Genomic DNA, 15,735 nt, shown 5'->3' with positions numbered 1-15,735 from the left:
TCGTCCCGACCATGACGGCCGGAGACGGGGTATCAACATATCTGGCGTTGACTTTTGGCACGCTGTTGAGTTCTCAAGGAACGGACGCTTCCTTTGTACTCACCCTCTCGGGCTTTCCTCCGGGCGCTTCCCTTCGGTCTTGCGTTTCCGACTCTATCAGATCTTTTTCCGATCCGATTTCCTCGGTGCTTTCCAGGTTCCCGCTTCCGCGTTTCCCTTTCCGGCGGTTCCGACTCTATCAGATCTTTTCTCGACCTGACCCCCAGTCAGCGGGGTCCGTCTTCCCGGCCGTTGGGCCGTTCCGACGTTCCAAACCTTAGCGGATCCGCTCGCTGATTCCCAATCGGGCCCTTGGCGGATCCGTTCGGCATCGACGAGTTCCATTCGAATTGAATTCGGGCACGCCGAAATCAACCCGGCCGGGAGATCGTACTGATGGTGTGGGTGCCGCAGTGCGGCGGAGGTGTTGTCGAGGAACCGTTACGGCTCCGCGGCAACCCGAAGAACTCTACGGATCGGACAGAGGCGTGTCAAGGAGCCCCTGTCAAGATCTTTTAATCGAGGTCGCTGAGGCGTCCGCCGGCGTCCGGCTGGGCGTGCTCCACCCGGCGCAGGAGCCGGGTCAGCACCTCGCCGAGCACGGCGCGCTCCGCCGGGGAGAGGTCCTGGAGGAGGTCGCCCTCGAAGACCGTGGCGAGACGCATGGCCTCCATCCACTTCTCCCGGCCCTCCGGGGTCAGCTCGACGATGACGCGAACGCGGTTGTTCTCGTCGCGCTCGCGGGTGACCAGGCCCTCGCCGACCATGCGGTCGATGCGGTGGGTCATCGCGGCCGGGGTGAGGCCGAGGCGCTTGGCGAGGTCGCTCGGGCCGAGGCGGTAGGGCGCCCCGGAGAGGACGAGCGCCTTGAGCACTTCCCACTCGGCGTTGCTGATGCCCAGCTCGGAGGTCTGGCGGCCGTAGGCGACGTTCATCCGGCGGTTCAGGCGGGACAGCGCGGAGACGATCTTCTCGACCTGGGGGTCGAGGTCCTGGAACTCGCGCTGGTAGGCGGCGATCTGCTCTTCGAGTGTCGGCTCGCTGCCGAGACCGGGGGTGTCACCCATGTCCGCAGTATGGCACGGACCGGCTTGGCGTTGAAGTCCTTCCAGGTGTACTCTTTAGCTTCGAACTTTAGTCTTGAAGTCTTCAGGGTTAACTCCTGATCACTTCAATGACCGACCACCACACGATGCAGAGCTTCGGCTTGAGAGATGAGAGAGGTGAACGTGACCAGGGCGATGGGCGCAGCGATGCGCCGGATCCACGTGGGCAACGCACTCAGCGCGTTCGGGCTCGGCTTCACCGTCCCCTACCTGTACGTCTATGTGGCGCAGGTGCGGGGACTGGGAGCCATGACGGCGGGGCTCGTGCTCGCCGTCTTCGCCGTGGCCGCGCTGATAGTGCTGCCGTTCGCCGGCCGGGCGATCGTGCGCCGCGGCCCGCTGCCGGCCCTGCTCGCCGCCCTGGTCACCGCCGCGCTGGGAGCGCTGAGCCTGGGGCTCGCGGGCGGCGCGACGGCCGTCCTGCTGTCGGCGGCGGCCCTGGGCGCCGGACAGGCCGTGATGCAGCCCGCGCTGGCCACGATGATCGTGGACTGCTCGGAGTCGGAGACCCGCTCGCGGGCGTTCGCGATGCAGTTCTTCCTTCAGAACCTGGGTCTCGGTGTCGGCGGCCTCATCGGCGGGCACCTCGTGGACACCTCCCGGGTCTCCTCCTTCACCCTGCTGTTCGCGATCGAGGCGGCGGTGTTCCTGCTGCTGGTCGCGGTGATGGCGACGGTGCGCGTGCCGCGCGCGCCGCGCGTCGAGGCGGCCGCGGACGCCGGACCGGGTGCGGGCCGCACCGGCTGGCGCGCGCTGCTGGGGAACCGGGCCATGGTGCAGCTGTGTGTGCTGGGCTTCGTGCTGTTCTTCGCCTGCTACGGGCAGTTCGAGTCGGGTCTGAGCGCGTACGGCGTGGAGGCCGCGGGGATCTCGACGTCGGCGCTGGGCACCGCGCTGGCGGCGAACACGCTGATGATCGTTGTGGCGCAGTTCGCCGTGCTGAGGTTCGTGGAGCGGCGGCGGCGCTCGCGGGTGATCGCCGCGGTCGGCGTGATCTGGGCGGTGGCCTGGGCCGCGGCGGCGTACGCGGGTCTGGGGCACGGCAGCCAGACGATGGCGACGGCCGCCTTCGTGTCGACGTACGCGCTGTTCGGGCTGGGTGAGGCGATGCTGTCGCCGACGCTCGCCCCGCTGGTTGCGGACCTCGCCCCGGAGGGTCTGGCGGGTCAGTACAACTCGGCGTTCGCCCTGGTGAAGCAGCTCGCGCTGGCCGTCGGTCCGGCGGTGGGCGGTCCGCTGGCGGCGTCGCTGCCGGGGCCGTACGTGGTGACCTTCCTGCTGTTCTCGCTGGGGATCAGTGTGCTGGCGCTGCGGCTGGGCCGGGCGCTGAGCTCCGTGCAGGATCACCCGTGGGCCGCGCGGACCCGGGTGGTGGCGCGCGGTGGGGCCGCGGCGGAGCCGGTGACCGCGGAGGTCTGAGCGTGCGCGTGGGCAAGGCGGCCGTCGTCCTCGGGCGACGGCCGCCTTGCCGTGTCCCCGGCCGGGTGCGGGCGGCCGGCCTCGCCGCGGGGGTCAGGGCCGTCGGGCAGGCAGGGTGAACTCGCACCAGACGGCCTTTCCGCCGTCCGGGGTGCGGCGGGCGCCCCAGTGGTCGGCGATGGTGGCGACGATGGCGATGCCCCGGCCGGACTCGTCCGCGGGTTCGGCGCGGCGGCGCCGGGGCAGATGGTCGTCGCCGTCGGTGACCTCGACGATCAGCCGGCGGTCGGTGCGGCGCAGCCGCAGCCGCATGGGCGGTGTGCCGTGCTGGAGGGAGTTGGCGACGAGTTCGCTGGCCGCGAGGACGCCCGCGTCGTGGAGTTCCGGCGGGAAGCGCCAGCTGGCCAGGACGCCGGAGGCGAAGGCACGCGCGCGGGGCGCGGCTTCCACACCGCCGAGGAGTTCCAGCGCGGCGTTGCGGAAGAGTTCGCGGTCCGGGCCGGTGCGGGCGGGGTGCTGGAGGACGAGGACGGCGACGTCGTCGTCGTGGTCGGCCTGGACCCCGGCGGAGCGGACCAGGCGGTCGCAGACGACCTGGGGGGTGCCGGTGGCGCCGGCCAGGGCGCGTTCCAGGGCGGCGATGCCCTCGTCGAGGTCCGCGTCGCGGCGTTCCACCAGGCCGTCGGTGTAGAGCACGGCCGTGGAGCCGGGGGCGAGCGGGACCGAGCCGGAGGCGTGCATCCAGCCGCCGGTGCCCAGGGGCGGGCCGGTGGGTTCGTCGGCGCGTACGACGGTACCGGTCTCGTCGCGGACGAGGATCGGCAGGTGCCCCGCGGAGGAGTAGACCAGCCGGCCCTCGTTGGGGTCGTGGACGGCGTAGACGCAGGTGGCGATCTGGTTGGCGTCGATCTCGGCGGCGAGGCCGTCCAGGAGCTGGAGGATCTCGTGCGGCGGGAGGTCCATGCGGGCGTAGGCGCGCACGGCGGTGCGGAGCTGGCCCATGACCGCGGCGGCGCGCACCCCGCGGCCCATGACGTCGCCGATGACGAGGGCGGTGCGTCCGCCGCCGAGGGTGATGACGTCGTACCAGTCGCCGCCGACGGCGGCTTCGGTGCCGCCGGGGTGGTAGGTGGCGGCGACGCGCAGGTCGTCGGGCTGTTCCAGCACCTGGGGCAGCAGGGAGCGCTGGAGGGTGACGGCGGTCTCGCGCTGGCGGCGTTCGCTGGCGCGCAGGCGGTCGGCGGCCTCGGCGTGGTCGGTGACGTCGGTGGCGAAGACGAGCACGCCCGCGCCGCCCGGGGCGGTGGCGCGCTCGCCGGGTCCGGGGTCGCGGACCGGGGTGCAGGTGAAGGTGTAGGAGCGGCCGTCGGGTGATCTGCGGGACTTCAGGGTGCGGGGTCTGCCGCTGCGCAGGACCTGGTCGAGGAGCGGGAGCAGGCCCAGTTCGCGCAGTTCGGGCAGGGCGTCGCGGGCGGGTTCGCCGAGCGGGCGCGCGCCGAAGGCCGTGGTGTACGCGTCGTTGAGGTAGGCGAGGCGGTGGTCGCCGCCGTGGACGAGGGCGACGAGGGCGGGGACGCGGTCGAGGACCTCACGGGCGGGGAGCCCGTCGACGCCGGGCGGGGTCGGGTCCCCGTCGGCCTGCCGCTCGCCGCGGGCGGCGGGCACGGAGCCGTCGGAGCGCCGGTCCGGGCCGGGCGCGGAGCCGTCGGGCCGCCGGTCCGGTGCGAGACCGGTCCGCGCCGCGGCACGGCGCTGTGTTCCGGGGATCGGGGGGAGCCGGGCGCTCCAGCGCGTGAAGTTCACGAATCCTTGCCTCGTGTCGGTGGTGTCGGTCCGGCTCCGGGCCCGGCCGGGGTGCGGGGCCGCGCGGGGCGGCCGGCCTTCTCCGGCCCCGGGTGCGGCACGGTGTCCGTGCGGATACGGCGGCCGGGGCGGGCGGCTTCCGCCTCCGGTCGTGGACCAGTCTGGCAGTGCGGGCGCCGCGCGACGGCATCCGTGGGACGCCGTCGCGCCCGGTGGAGTTCCGCGCTCCGGTCAGGACGACCCTTTCGGGTCGGTGTCCGGGTCGAGGGGGTGTTTTCCCCCGGCCGCGAGTTCGAATTCGGCGCGGGGGTGTTCCAGGGACCCGAGGGAGACGATCTCCCGTTTGAAGAGGCCGGCGAGCAGCCATTCGGCGAGGACGCGGGCCTTGCGGTTGACAGTGGGGACCCGGCTGAGGTGGTAGGCGCGGTGCATGAACCAGGCCGGGTAGCCCTTCAGCCTGCGGCCGTAGACCTGGGCGACGCCCTGGTGCAGTCCGAGGGAGGCGACCGAGCCGACGTAGCGGTGCGCGTACGTCTCCAGGGGTTCGCCGCGCAGCGCGTGGGCGATGTTGTCGCCGAGGACCTTCGCCTGGCGGACCGCGTGCTGGGCGTTGGGCGCGGTCTCCTTGCCGGGTTCGGCGGCGGTGACGTCGGGGACGGCGGCGGCGTCGCCCGCGGCCCAGGCGTGCTCGGTGCCCTGGACGGTCAGCTCGGCGGTGCACCGGACGCGGCCCCGGGCGTCGAGCGGCAGGTCGGTGGCGGCCAGCAGGGGGTGCGGCTTGACCCCGGCGGTCCATACGACGGTGCGGGTGGGGAAGCGCTGCCCGTCGCTGAGCACGGCGACGCGGTCGGCGCACGACTCCAGGCGGGTCCGCAGGAGCACCTGGATGTTGCGGCGGCGCAGTTCGGTGACCGTGTAGCGGCCCATCTCCTCGCCGACCTCGGGCAGGATGCGGTCCGAGGCCTCGACGAGGATCCATTTCATGTCCTCGGGCCGGATGTTGTGGTAGTAGCGGGCGGCGTAGCGGGCCATGTCCTCCAGTTCGCCGAGCGCTTCCACGCCCGCGTAGCCGCCGCCGACGAAGACGAAGGTGAGGGCGGCGTCGCGGATGGCGGGGTCGCGGGTGGAGGAGGCGATGTCCATCTGCTCGATGACGTGGTTGCGCAGGCCGATGGCCTCCTCGACGGTCTTGAAGCCGATGCCGTGGTCGGCGAGACCGGGGACGGGCAGGGTGCGCGCGACGGAGCCGGGGGCGAGGACGAGTTCGTCGTAGGCCAGGTGTTCGGTGCCGCCCTTCTCCTCGGTGGCGAGGGTGGCGAGGACGGCGGTGCGGTGCGCGTGGTCGACGGACTTCACCTCGCCCGCGACGACCCGGCAGCCGCCGAGGACGCGGCGCAGCGGCACGACGACGTGCCGGGGCGAGATCGCGCCGGCCGCCGCCTCGGGCAGGAACGGCTGATACGTCATATAGGGGTCGGGCGTGACGACGGTGATCTCGGCGTCGCCCCGCCGCAGCTCCTGTTTCAGCCGCCGCTGGAGGCGCAGAGCCGTGTACATCCCGACGTAGCCGCCGCCGACAACGAGAATGCGCGCACGTTCCTTCACCATCCCATGACGCACCCGTGACTCTCGTTTGTCCACAGCCCCGGCGATTTGTGTGACCGCCGGGCGGCCGGGCGCCGGATTGGCCTGATCACCGGGGGCCGGGTCAGGTGCGCAGGTCAGCGCGGGTGGGTGGGGGTGCGGAGCGGGGCGTGGGGCGCGCCGGGGCGGCTCGTACTCCGATCGGGGGGCGGTCCGTGCGGAACTGCCCCTTCTGAATTGACTCCCACTCAACTATGTTCGTGTGTCGTCGGGGTGTGGGGGAAGTGACCGGACGAGTCGGCGGGTCCCGCCTGGTCTCGCGGAACGGCTCGGTCGTGCGCGGTCCCCGTTCAGCGCATCCCGGAATTCAGTGGCGGGGAGAGTCTCCGGGGGGAGACGTCATTACCGGGGGATCGGCTATGCACATTCAGGACACTCATTGGTCCACCGCGTCCGCTGTCGCGGCCGGTGGCGGGGCGATGGGCGCGGCGGTGGGCGGACGCGGGGAGGACCCCCGGTCGGTGCGGACCACTCCGCTGCGCGTGGACGCACAGCGCAACCTCGAACACGTGCTGCGGGCGGCGCGCGAGGTCTTCGGCGAGCTGGGGTACGGCGCGCCGATGGAGGACGTGGCCCGGCGCGCCCGGGTCGGCGTCGGCACGGTGTACCGGCGCTTTCCCAGCAAGGACGTCCTGGTGCGGCGGATAGCCGAGGAGGAGACCTCCCGGCTGACCGACCAGGCACGGGCCGCGCTCGGCCAGGAGGACGAGCCGTGGTCGGCGCTCTCCCGGTTCCTGCGCACCTCGGTGGCGTCCGGCGCCGGGCGGCTGCTGCCGCCGCAGGTGCTGCGCGTCGGGGTCGCGGAGGAGCGGACCGGCGAGACGGACGGCGCGGACGGTACGGACGGCGCGCGGGTGCCGCAGCAGCGGTCCGAGCCGGGCGCGGGCGAGCTGCGGCTGGTGTCCGACCAGGACACCGGGCTCGCGCCGGAGGCGGTGGACGACACGGGAGCCGCGGAGCTGCTGGAGGTCGTGGGCCGGCTGGTGGAGCGGGCCCGTGCGGCGGGTGAGCTGCGGACCGATGTCTCGGTGTCGGACGTGCTGCTCGTGATCGCCACGGCGGCGCCCTCGCTGCCGGACGCCGCCCAGCAGGCGGCGGCCTCGGCACGGCTGCTGGACATTCTGCTGGAGGGGCTGCGGTCCCGGCCGGTGTGAGCGGGCGGGGCGGGCTCTCCCGGCGACACGGCGACGGGACGCCGTAGGGGACGCCCGCGCAGGGGATGCCCGTACGGCACGCCCATACGAGGGACAGGCGGGGCTCGGACGGGGCGCGGGCGGGGGCGTTGCGCCCGGGGGCGTGTGCGCCGGCGCGGGTTTCCGCCGCATTCCGGGGAGCATGCCCCGTACGGGTGATGTCGATTCCCGGGGGCGGTGAGTCCCCCACGGACGGGTGGAGGATCCTTCCTGCCGAGTCCTGACAAGAGCCGCTGTGGCAGTCTGGCCCGGTGATCGGGTCGGCTGGGCTGGCGGCGGGGGCTATCGGCGATGGGCGTTGACGGACGTGGTGAGTCGGTCGGTGACGGCGGGGCGGGCACCGGCGGGCCGCGCCCGCCCCAGGTGCCGAGCCAGGGCGGTCCGGCCGGTGTCCCGCGCGACGACGCGCCGCCCCGGCGGCCCGCGCACCGGGCGGACGCGGCGGACCGGCCGGACGTCCCGCACCGGGCGGACCCGCAGGACGCCCCGGACCGGCACTCCCCGGATCCGGACTCCTCGCACCAGGACTCTCCGGACCGGTCCTCCCCGGACCGGGACGGCTGGGGGCCGGTGGCCGAAGGCAGCGTGCCGGCGCAGCGCGAGTGGCGCGAGGACAGCGTGCTGCCGCCGCCGCGCGAGGTGCCGCCGTCCGACGCCGAGCTGATCGACCGGATGCGGTCCGGGGACGACACGGCGTACGAGGACCTGTACCGGCGCCACGCCGACGCGGTGCGCCGGTACGCCCGCAGCTGCTGCCGGGACGCCCACACCGCCGACGACCTCACCGCCGAGGTCTTCGCCGCGATGCTCCAGGCCGTACGGGGCGGCGCGGGCCCCCGGCACGCCGTCCGCGCCTATCTGCTGACCAGCGTCCGGCGGGTGGCCGCGCACTGGACGAAGACCGCGCGGCGCGAGCAACTGGTCGACGACTTCGCCGTGTTCGCCGCGCAGGCGGTCCGGAGCTCCGAGGTGTCCGACGACGACACGCTCGACCTGGGCGCGGACGTGCGGGCGATGCACGAGGCCGAGCAGTCGATGGCGATGCGGGCGTTCCGCTCGCTGCCCGAGCGGTGGCAGGCCGTGCTGTGGCACACCGAGGTCGAGGACGAGTCGCCCAGCGAGGTCGCCACCCTGTTCGGGCTGGACGCCAACGGCACCCGGGTGCTGGCCAGCCGGGCCCGCGAGGGCCTCAAGCAGGCCTATCTCCAGGCCCATGTGAGCACGTCCCTGACCGGCGACGCGGAGTGCGCCCGGTACGCCGACCAGCTCGGCGGCTACGCCCGGCGCAAGCTGCGCACCCGCGCCGAACGGGGCCTGCGCAAGCACCTGGAGGAGTGCGCCAGGTGCCGGGTGGCGGCGCTCCAGATCGAGGAGGTCGCCGGCGGCATCCCGGCCGTCGTGCCGGTCGCCGTCCTCGGCTGGTTCGGCGCCGCCGGGTACGCCAAGGCGTTCGGGCTGCTCGCGGGCGGCGCGGGGGCCGCCGGTGCCGCGGGCGCCGCGGGCGCGGCCGCGGGCGGGTCCTCCGGTGGCGCGGGCGCCGGGGGCGCGGCGGCCTCCGAGGGGCTCGGCGCGCCGGTGAAGGCCGGGATCGCGGCCGGAGTCGTCGCCGTGGCCGCGGCGGGGCTCGCCTTCGCCCTGGTCGGCCACGACGCCCCCGCCGACAAGCCCCGGGCCGCTCCGCCCCCCGCCCCGGTCGTCGAACCGCAGCCGCCGTCCAGCGCCCCGCCCGCGCCCCGCCCCAGCCGGAAGCCGCCGGAGCCCGTCGTCGCGCCCCGGCCCGTGCCCGAGCCGACCCCCACGCCCACACCCACACCCACCCCGACGCCCGAGCCGTCGCCGAAACCCACCCCGAAGCCCGCACCGCCGTCTCCGTCCCCCACGCCCACCCCGTCCCCGACGCCGACACCGACACCGCCGCCGCCCGCTCCCCCGGCCGTGTACCGGTGGAGCGAGCTGAGCTACGACGTCACCGGCGACGGCACCGGGCCGGAGATGCGGCTCGGCGGCAGCGGCTGGGTGTGGCAGCGCGACGGCGTGGAGATCGCCGGGAAGCGGTATCCGCACGGGGTGAGCGTGCACGGCGAGTCCTCGGTCACCATCGACCTCAACCGCGCCTGCTCCGCCTACGACGCGGTGGCCGGTGTCGACGACCTGGCGGCCGGGCTGGGCGAGGTCGCCTTCTCGGTGTACGCCGACGGAGTGCGGCTGTGGCAGTCCGCCACCGTCACCGGCGGGCAGGCCGCCGTCCCGGTCCATGTGAGCCTCGTCGGCCGCCGGACCGTGCAACTGGTCGTCACCCCGCGCAGCGCCTTCGACGCGGTGACCCTCGCGGACTGGGCGGAGTCGCGGTTCACCTGCGCGTAGCGCCGAAGGACGGCCGCGGGGCCGGGCTCACGCGCGGGCCGCGGGCGGGCGGCCGGGCACGGCTTCGGCGACCTCGGCGAGGACGCCGTCCACGGCGAGGGCCGCGCCCCGGGCGAGTTCGGCGGCGCAGCGCTCGGCGCCGAGGGCGGCGCGCGCGGCGGCCTCGGCGCGCTCCGCGCACCGCCGCTCGGGCTGCGGGCGGGGGCGGCCGCCGCGCCAGCCGTCGGCGGCGGCGAGCAGCCGCAGCGCGCGGGCGTGCTCGCCGAGCCGGGACAGCACCTCGGCCGCCATGTCCGCGAGCGAGGCCGTCACCACCTCGGAGCAGTGCTGCTCGGCGGCGATGCCCAGCGCCTCGACGAGCAGCGGGAGTCCGTGGCGCGGGCCGCGTTCGGCGGCGGTGACGAGGGCGTCGATCCCGCGCAGCACCGCCTCGAACTGCGGGGGCGGGGTCCCGCGCCCGCTCTCCGCGCGGGCCGCGTCGCAGTGGGTGCGCGCACCGGCCACATCGCCGTCGTCCAGGGCCAGTTGGGCGCGCAGCAGCAGCACGAACGCCCGGGAGTCCACCACCCGGTGCCGCTCGGCCGCCTCGCTCGCCTCGTCCAGGGTCACGAGGGCGCCGGTCCGGTCGCCGGAGCGGTAGGAGATCTCGGCGAGCCGGGCCAGCAGGAACGGCGTCTCGGCGTGGGCGCCCACCTCGTGGGCCAGGCGCAGCGCCTCCTCGTACTCGGCGCGCGCCTCGGCCGGCCTGCTGCGCGCCATGGCCGCCTCCCCGGCCGCGCTGCACACCTGCGCGCGCATCCAGCGGTCGCCCACCCGGTGGCTGAGCCGCCGCAGTTCGGCGAGGTCCTCGTCGACGCCGTGCAGGTTGCCGGGGGAGTCGACGACCATGTGCGTACGGAACATGAGGAGGACGCCGACCTCCCAGTCGCCGCCGTACGCACGGCAGTTGGCGATGGCGCTGTCCAGGACGCGGCGCATGTCGTCCGGGGTGTTCGTCAGATAGGAGCTGAGCGGCCACAGCAGTCCTGGCATCCGGGCGGCGTGCGGGCCGCCGTCCGCGAAGGCGTCCTGGACCCGGGCCATGTAGCGCAGCACCCGCTCGTCGCGGACCGCCTCGGCCGCCTCGGTCTCCGTCGACAGGAACAGGTGCAGCATGCGCAGGTCCATGCGCAGGGCGTGCAGCGGGTGGCCGCGCTCGCCGTCCGGGGCGTTCAGGAGGGCGTCCACCAGGTCGACGGTGCCGGGGACGGTCGCGGGCGTGAGCCCGGACGAGGACGGGCGCACGGGCGCGGGCGGGGCGCCGGTGTCCAGGGCGATACCCAGGCGCAGCACCCGGTGGACCCACTCCATGGCCTCCCAGCGGTAGGCGCGCAGCCACCAGAACCAGCCCATGCCGAGGGCGAGTTCGGCGGACGCCCGCTCGTTCCCGGCGGCCAGGGCCCGGTCGAGGGCCGCCCGGATGTTGTCCAGCTCGGCCTCCAGCCGGGCGATCCACGCCAGCTGCCCGGCGGACCGCAGCTGCGGATCGGCCTCCGTGACGAGCGCGTACACCCAGGCGCGGTGCCGTTCCTCGGCGGCGGCGCGCAGCCCCGGGACCTCGGCGGCGCGCTCGGTGGCGTACTCGTGGATGGTCTCCAGCATGCGGTAGCGCATGCCGCCGCCGTCACCGCCGCCCTCCGCACCGGCCAGGGTGGCGATGACCAGGGACTTGTCGACGAGCGCCCCGACCAGGCCGGCGGCGGGGCCGGTGCACACGGCCTCGGCGGCGGCGAGGTCCCAGCCGCCCGCGAAGACGGACGCCTCGCGCAGCATGGTCCGCTCCTGCTCGTCGAGCAGGTCCCAGGACCAGTCGACGACGGCGCGCAGGGTCTGCTGGCGGGGCAGGACGGTGCGGCTGCCCGCGGTGAGCAGGCGGAAGCGGTCGTCGAGCCGGTCGGCGATCTGCCGCGGGGTGAGCATGCGCAGCCGGGCGGCGGCCAGCTCGATGGCGAGCGGCAGGCCGTCCAGGCGGCGGCAGATCTCCGCCACGGCCTCCTTGTCGTCGAGGACGCCTGCGCCGTCGGGGCGGACGGCGGCGGCGCGCTCGGCGAAGAGGCGGTGGGCCTGGTCGGGCGCGAGCGGTTCGACCGGGCGCACCAGTTCGCCGGGGACGCCGAGGGGCTCGCGGCTGGTGGCGAGGACGGTGAGGCCGGGGCAGCGGGTGAGCAGCGTCTCGGCGAGGGCGGCGGCGGCGCCGATGACGTGTTCGCAGTTGTCGAGGACCAGCAGGGTGGCGCGCGGGGCGCAGTACTCGACGAGCAGCGTCAGCGGGTCGTCCTGCGGGGTCACCAGGTCGTTGGTCTTCAGTACGGTCTCGCGCAGCCCCAGCGCGCTGACCACGGCGCCGGGCACCGCCTCCGGCCGGTCCAGCGGCGCCAGCTCGACGAGCCAGGGCTGCGGGAGCCCGGCGACGGCCTCCTCCGCGAGCCGCGTCTTGCCGGAGCCGCCCGGTCCGGTGAGGGTGACGAGCCGGGCCCCGCGCAGGTCGGCGCGGAGGGCGGCGAGTTCGGGCTCCCGGCCGACGAAGGAGGTGAGGCGGGGGCGGATGTTGCCGGCGCGGGCCGGATCCGGGGCGGCCGGGGCAGCCGGGGTGAGGGGAACGGGGTGCGCGGGATGCGCAGCGTGCGGCGGTTCCGTGGCGGACGAGGGGCGCGCGGTGGGCGCGGCGTGCGGGGCGGGCGCCGGGCCGGGTGGGACGGACGGGGGCGGCGCGGGGGCGAGGAGACCGGCGTGCAGGGCGCGGAGTCCCGGTCCCGGGTCGGTGCCGAGGCCGTCGGCCAGGGCGCGGCGGGCCCGTTCGTAGGCGGCGAGGGCGTCGGCGCCGCGACCGGTGTCGCGCAGGGCGCGGATGAGCAGCGCGTGCAGCGACTCGTCGTACGGGTGTGCGACGGTCAGTTCCGTCAGCTCCGGTACGACCTCGGCGGCGCGGCCCAGCCGCAGCCGCGCGTCGGCGCGGGAGCGAACCGCCTCCAGACGCAGCGTGTCGACGCGGGCGGCGGCCGTACGGTCGGGCAGGTCGGCCAGGGCGGGGCCGCGCCACAGGGCGAGCGCGTCGTCGAGGGAGCGGGCCGCGGCGGACGCGTCGCCCCGCCCGAGGGCGGCGGTGCCCCGCCGTACGAGGCCCTCGAAGGCGAAGAGGTCGACGCCGCCCTCGGCCACCGCGAGCCGGTAGCCGCCCGTCTCGGAACGGATCGCGTCCCGGCCGAGGGTGCGGCGCAGCCGGCCCACCAGCGCCTGGAGCGCCGCCGGGGCGTCCTGGGGCGGGTCCTCGCCCCACACCTCGTCGATCAGGGCGCCCGGGGCGGTGACCCGTCCGGGCCGCAGGGCGAGCGCGGTGAGCAGGGCCCGCAGGCGCGGACCGCCCACGGGCAGGGCAGTGCCCCGGTCGTCCTCCGCCTGGGTGACGCCCAGGATTCTGTACTGCACCGGGACATTGTCGCCGGGCGGCGGAAGCGGGGCACGGGGTTTGTCGCCGCGCCGCGGGGCGGTGGCCGGGGCGAGGGCGCGCGGACGGCGGCAGCGCGGGGCCGGGACGGAGCATCCGCGAGCGGGTGGGGCAGCCGTCGCAGTCGCCAGAACGCGAGGGCGGCCGAGGCAAACCGCAGCGGAAGCCCGGAAACCCGGACGCCCGGACGCGCCACCGGGCGACTGAGGCGGAGGCGCGAGGCGCGTACCCCGGCGCCGGGCAGCCCGCCCTCGGGCGCTGCCGACCGGAGCGCGGACGCGGGGCCCGCGCGCGGCCGGGACGCCGATGCCTACGTACGCCCCGGGGCTCCGCCATGACTCCCGCGTCCCCGACGCAGCGCGGCACTCGCCCGGAGCGGAAGGGGCGGGCCGACCACGGACGTATGCGTATGTACGTACAGCGCGGCCGCCCCGTACGCGACTCTCCAGGCGGGCGACCGCCCCCTCATGCCCCGGAGGCCAGTGCCCCCCGCTGGGGTGCGATGCCGCCCGGGACCGCGCGGGCGCGGGCCGGGGTGCCGGTCCAGCAGGTGCCGCGGCGGGCCAGCAGGCGGCGCAGCCAGATCTCCAGGGAGACCAGGTCGGCCAGGCCGTCCAGGGGCAGAGGCTCGCCCTGGGCCGCCGCGCGCAGCGCCTTGCGGACCACCCGGGCCTCGACCAGGCCCGCCTCGGCGAGCAGCGGGGTGGCGAACAGGGCCATCAGGCCGTCCGCGGCCAGGCGCAGGCCCGCGCGCTCGGCGGACACGCCGGGGGCCTGCGCGGGCGCGCCCCAGCCGGGCGGGAGGCCGCCCACTCCGGCGCCCTCCAGGACGGTGCGCAGGATCGCCGCGCGGGCGCCCGGCCGGACCCGCAGGGCCTCGGGGAGCGCGCGGCAGGCCCGTACGACCTGGTTGTCGAGGAAGGGGGCGTGCAGCCGCTGGGAGCGGATCTCCGCGGCCTGCTCCAGGACGCGGAGGTCGGCGGCGTGCCGGGCCAGGGCGGCACGCGCGCGGTGGTCGCCCGGCCGCTGTCCCGGGCCGGTCGTCGAGCGGTTGGTCGCGGCCTGGAGGCGAACCGATACTTCAGCCAGCGCCTCACCGGTCAGCCAGCGGGCGGCGGGCCCGGCCCCGGCCCAGGTGAGCGCGGCCAGGGAGGCGCCGACCGCGCCCCTGGGCTCGTCGAAGCGGCGCTGGAGCAGCCGTCCCGCGAGATCTTCGAGACCGGCACGGTAGGGGGTGCGGGCGAGCTTGCGCGCCGCGCCGTACACGCGCGCGGGGACCATCACCGAGCCGTCGGCCCTGGCGAGCGCGGCCACCGGCCGGACCAGATGGCGCCGTCTGCGGTCCATGAGCAGGTCGGCCAGGCGCGCGGGGTGGGCGTCGAGGACCTGGCGGGCGCCGTGGCCGGTGAAGTGGTCGGCGCTGCCCGACGCGAGGCGGGCCCGGTGGCGGGCCGCGGTCACCAGGGAGGGGCCGGGCTCGTCGGTGAGCGGGCCCTCCAGGTCGGCGTAGGGCAGGACGTCCTCGCCGCCCGCCACCACGACGTGGTGCAGGCGCGGGTTGGCGGCGAGCGCACCGGCCCGTTCGATCTCCTCCTCGCGGCCGCCGACGGCGAGGTCGTTGAAGGTGACGGCGAGCAGGCGTTCACCGGCGCCGGTGCCGTGGCCCAGCAGGGTGCCGGGGTTGCCCGGCAGGCCCGCGGCCAGCAGGGCGAGGGTGCCCGAGGCCGGGCCGCCGGACAGGTCGGCGCCGATGCCGGGCACCGGCATGCCGCGGGCGGCGCGGCGCTCGGCCGGTCCCATGCCGGGCACCGGGCCGGGGTCGATGTCGGGGACGTGCCGGGGCGCGGAGAGCCGGGCCCGGACGGCTTCGACCAGGGCGTCCCGGACGGCGCCGACCGCGCTGTCGGGGTCGGCGGGGGGCGCGGCCACGGCGAGGGAGGCGACCTGCTCGTACCCGGCGACCTCGCGCGCCCCGGCGCGCAGGATCAGCGCGTGCCCCGGCGGAATGCGCCGTACGCCCTCGTACGGGGTGGAGTCGTCCAGCGCGGCCGGTACGGAAGGGGCGGCGAGCAGCGCGGCGAGGTGCCCGAAGTCGAGGTTGGCCTCGACGAGGTCGGCCAGCGGCAGCGCGGCCGTCGCGTACGCCGTGCCGCGCGCCCAGGGGGTGTGGAACACCGGCCGGGCGCCCGCGAGATCGCCGCAGACGGTGATGCGGCGGCCGACCTGCACGACGGCGGTGTAGCTGCCGGGCCAGGCGGTCAGGTGGCGCAGCGCGCCGCCGCGCGCGGCCAGCAGGCCGACGCGCAACTGCTCGTCGGAGGCGCCGCAGACGCCGAGCACCGCGATCCTGGTCTGCGCGTCGGCCCGCACCAGCCGGATCTCGTCCGGCCGCCAGTCGCCGACCGCCCACAGCGGATCGGGGTCGCCCCACAGCAGTTGGGAGCCGACCGGCTGCACGGTCTCGCCGTCGTACCCGGTGGCGCCCGCGGAACCGGTCCCGGCGATGCCCGCGGCGGCGCTGCTCCATCCCACCAACCACCGCATCGACGCCTCCACGGACCGGGATTCACCAGTGCACCGCACGAACCGGGTCCATGCTGCCACGAAGCAGGCGTGGCGGAGCGGAGGCGGAGCCGCCTCGGGTCCGTGCCGCGCGCCCTCGCGCGCCGGCCGGCGAGATGGC

General features: G+C 75.8%; 8 protein-coding genes. 3 read left to right on the top strand and 5 right to left on the bottom strand.

Translation table 11 applies throughout. The features are described from left to right. Positions 1-554 precede the first annotated feature (554 nt). Positions 555-1,106, bottom strand: coding sequence for a MarR family winged helix-turn-helix transcriptional regulator (locus B086_RS0110840; protein WP_018566425.1), 552 nt, complete (start codon positions 1,104-1,106; stop codon positions 555-557). A gap of 186 nt (positions 1,107-1,292) precedes the next feature. Here B086_RS0110840 and B086_RS0110835 point away from each other — a divergent pair, with 186 nt between their 5' ends. Beyond that, on the top strand, positions 1,293-2,564 hold the full coding sequence (locus B086_RS0110835; RefSeq protein ID WP_018566424.1) for an MFS transporter: 1,272 nt from the start codon (positions 1,293-1,295) through the stop codon (positions 2,562-2,564). A 93-nt stretch (positions 2,565-2,657) separates the two neighbouring features. On the opposite strand, the gene B086_RS0110830 is transcribed toward B086_RS0110835, so the two are convergent. Together B086_RS0110830 and B086_RS0110825 are read right to left on the bottom strand one after the other, a co-directional pair. Beyond that, positions 2,658-4,367, bottom strand: a complete 1,710-nt coding sequence (locus tag B086_RS0110830) for an ATP-binding SpoIIE family protein phosphatase (RefSeq protein WP_018566423.1) — start codon at positions 4,365-4,367, stop codon at positions 2,658-2,660. A gap of 231 nt (positions 4,368-4,598) precedes the next feature. Further along, a complete protein-coding gene (locus tag B086_RS0110825) occupies positions 4,599-5,975 on the bottom strand; it encodes an NAD(P)/FAD-dependent oxidoreductase (RefSeq protein WP_018566422.1) in 1,377 nt (458 codons plus the stop codon). A 395-nt stretch (positions 5,976-6,370) separates the two neighbouring features. On the opposite strand from B086_RS0110825, the gene B086_RS0110820 reads away from it, so the two are divergent. Next, positions 6,371-7,165: a TetR/AcrR family transcriptional regulator gene (locus B086_RS0110820; RefSeq protein WP_026252296.1), complete on the top strand. Its 795-nt coding sequence runs from the start codon at positions 6,371-6,373 to the stop codon at positions 7,163-7,165. Positions 7,166-7,495: 330 nt separating this feature from the next. After that, a complete protein-coding gene (locus B086_RS0110815; RefSeq protein ID WP_018566420.1) occupies positions 7,496-9,568 on the top strand; it encodes a sigma-70 family RNA polymerase sigma factor in 2,073 nt (690 codons plus the stop codon). A 27-nt stretch (positions 9,569-9,595) separates the two neighbouring features. Here B086_RS0110815 and B086_RS0110810 read toward each other — a convergent pair whose 3' ends face one another. Together B086_RS0110810 and B086_RS0110805 are read right to left on the bottom strand one after the other, a co-directional pair. Beyond that, positions 9,596-13,033 carry an AfsR/SARP family transcriptional regulator gene (locus tag B086_RS0110810; protein ID WP_018566419.1) on the bottom strand — a complete coding sequence of 1,146 codons (3,438 nt, stop codon included), beginning with the start codon at positions 13,031-13,033 and terminating at the stop codon, positions 9,596-9,598. A gap of 484 nt (positions 13,034-13,517) precedes the next feature. Next, a complete protein-coding gene (locus B086_RS0110805) occupies positions 13,518-15,596 on the bottom strand; it encodes an asparagine synthase-related protein (RefSeq protein WP_018566418.1) in 2,079 nt (692 codons plus the stop codon). Between the last annotated feature and the right edge of the window lie 139 nt (positions 15,597-15,735).

It is taken from the genome of Streptomyces sp. PsTaAH-124 (assembly GCF_000373685.1).
Classification (GTDB): domain Bacteria; phylum Actinomycetota; class Actinomycetes; order Streptomycetales; family Streptomycetaceae; genus Streptomyces; species Streptomyces andamanensis.
Note: the sequence above shows the minus strand (reverse complement) of the source record. Positions and strands in the feature narration are given on the sequence as shown.

What these genes read in the sequence shown, in the direction of transcription:
- B086_RS0110815 (WP_018566420.1), top strand. Translation starts at nt 7,496, where the DNA reads ATGGGCGTTGACGGACGTGGTGAGTCGGTCGGTGACGGCGGGGCGGGC.
- B086_RS0110825 (WP_018566422.1), bottom strand. Translation starts at nt 5,975, where the DNA reads ATGGTGAAGGAACGTGCGCGCATTCTCGTTGTCGGCGGCGGCTACGTC.
- B086_RS0110805 (WP_018566418.1), bottom strand. Translation starts at nt 15,596, where the DNA reads ATGCGGTGGTTGGTGGGATGGAGCAGCGCCGCCGCGGGCATCGCCGGG.
- B086_RS0110835 (WP_018566424.1), top strand. Translation starts at nt 1,293, where the DNA reads ATGCGCCGGATCCACGTGGGCAACGCACTCAGCGCGTTCGGGCTCGGC.
- B086_RS0110840 (WP_018566425.1), bottom strand. Translation starts at nt 1,106, where the DNA reads ATGGGTGACACCCCCGGTCTCGGCAGCGAGCCGACACTCGAAGAGCAG.
- B086_RS0110820 (WP_026252296.1), top strand. Translation starts at nt 6,371, where the DNA reads ATGCACATTCAGGACACTCATTGGTCCACCGCGTCCGCTGTCGCGGCC.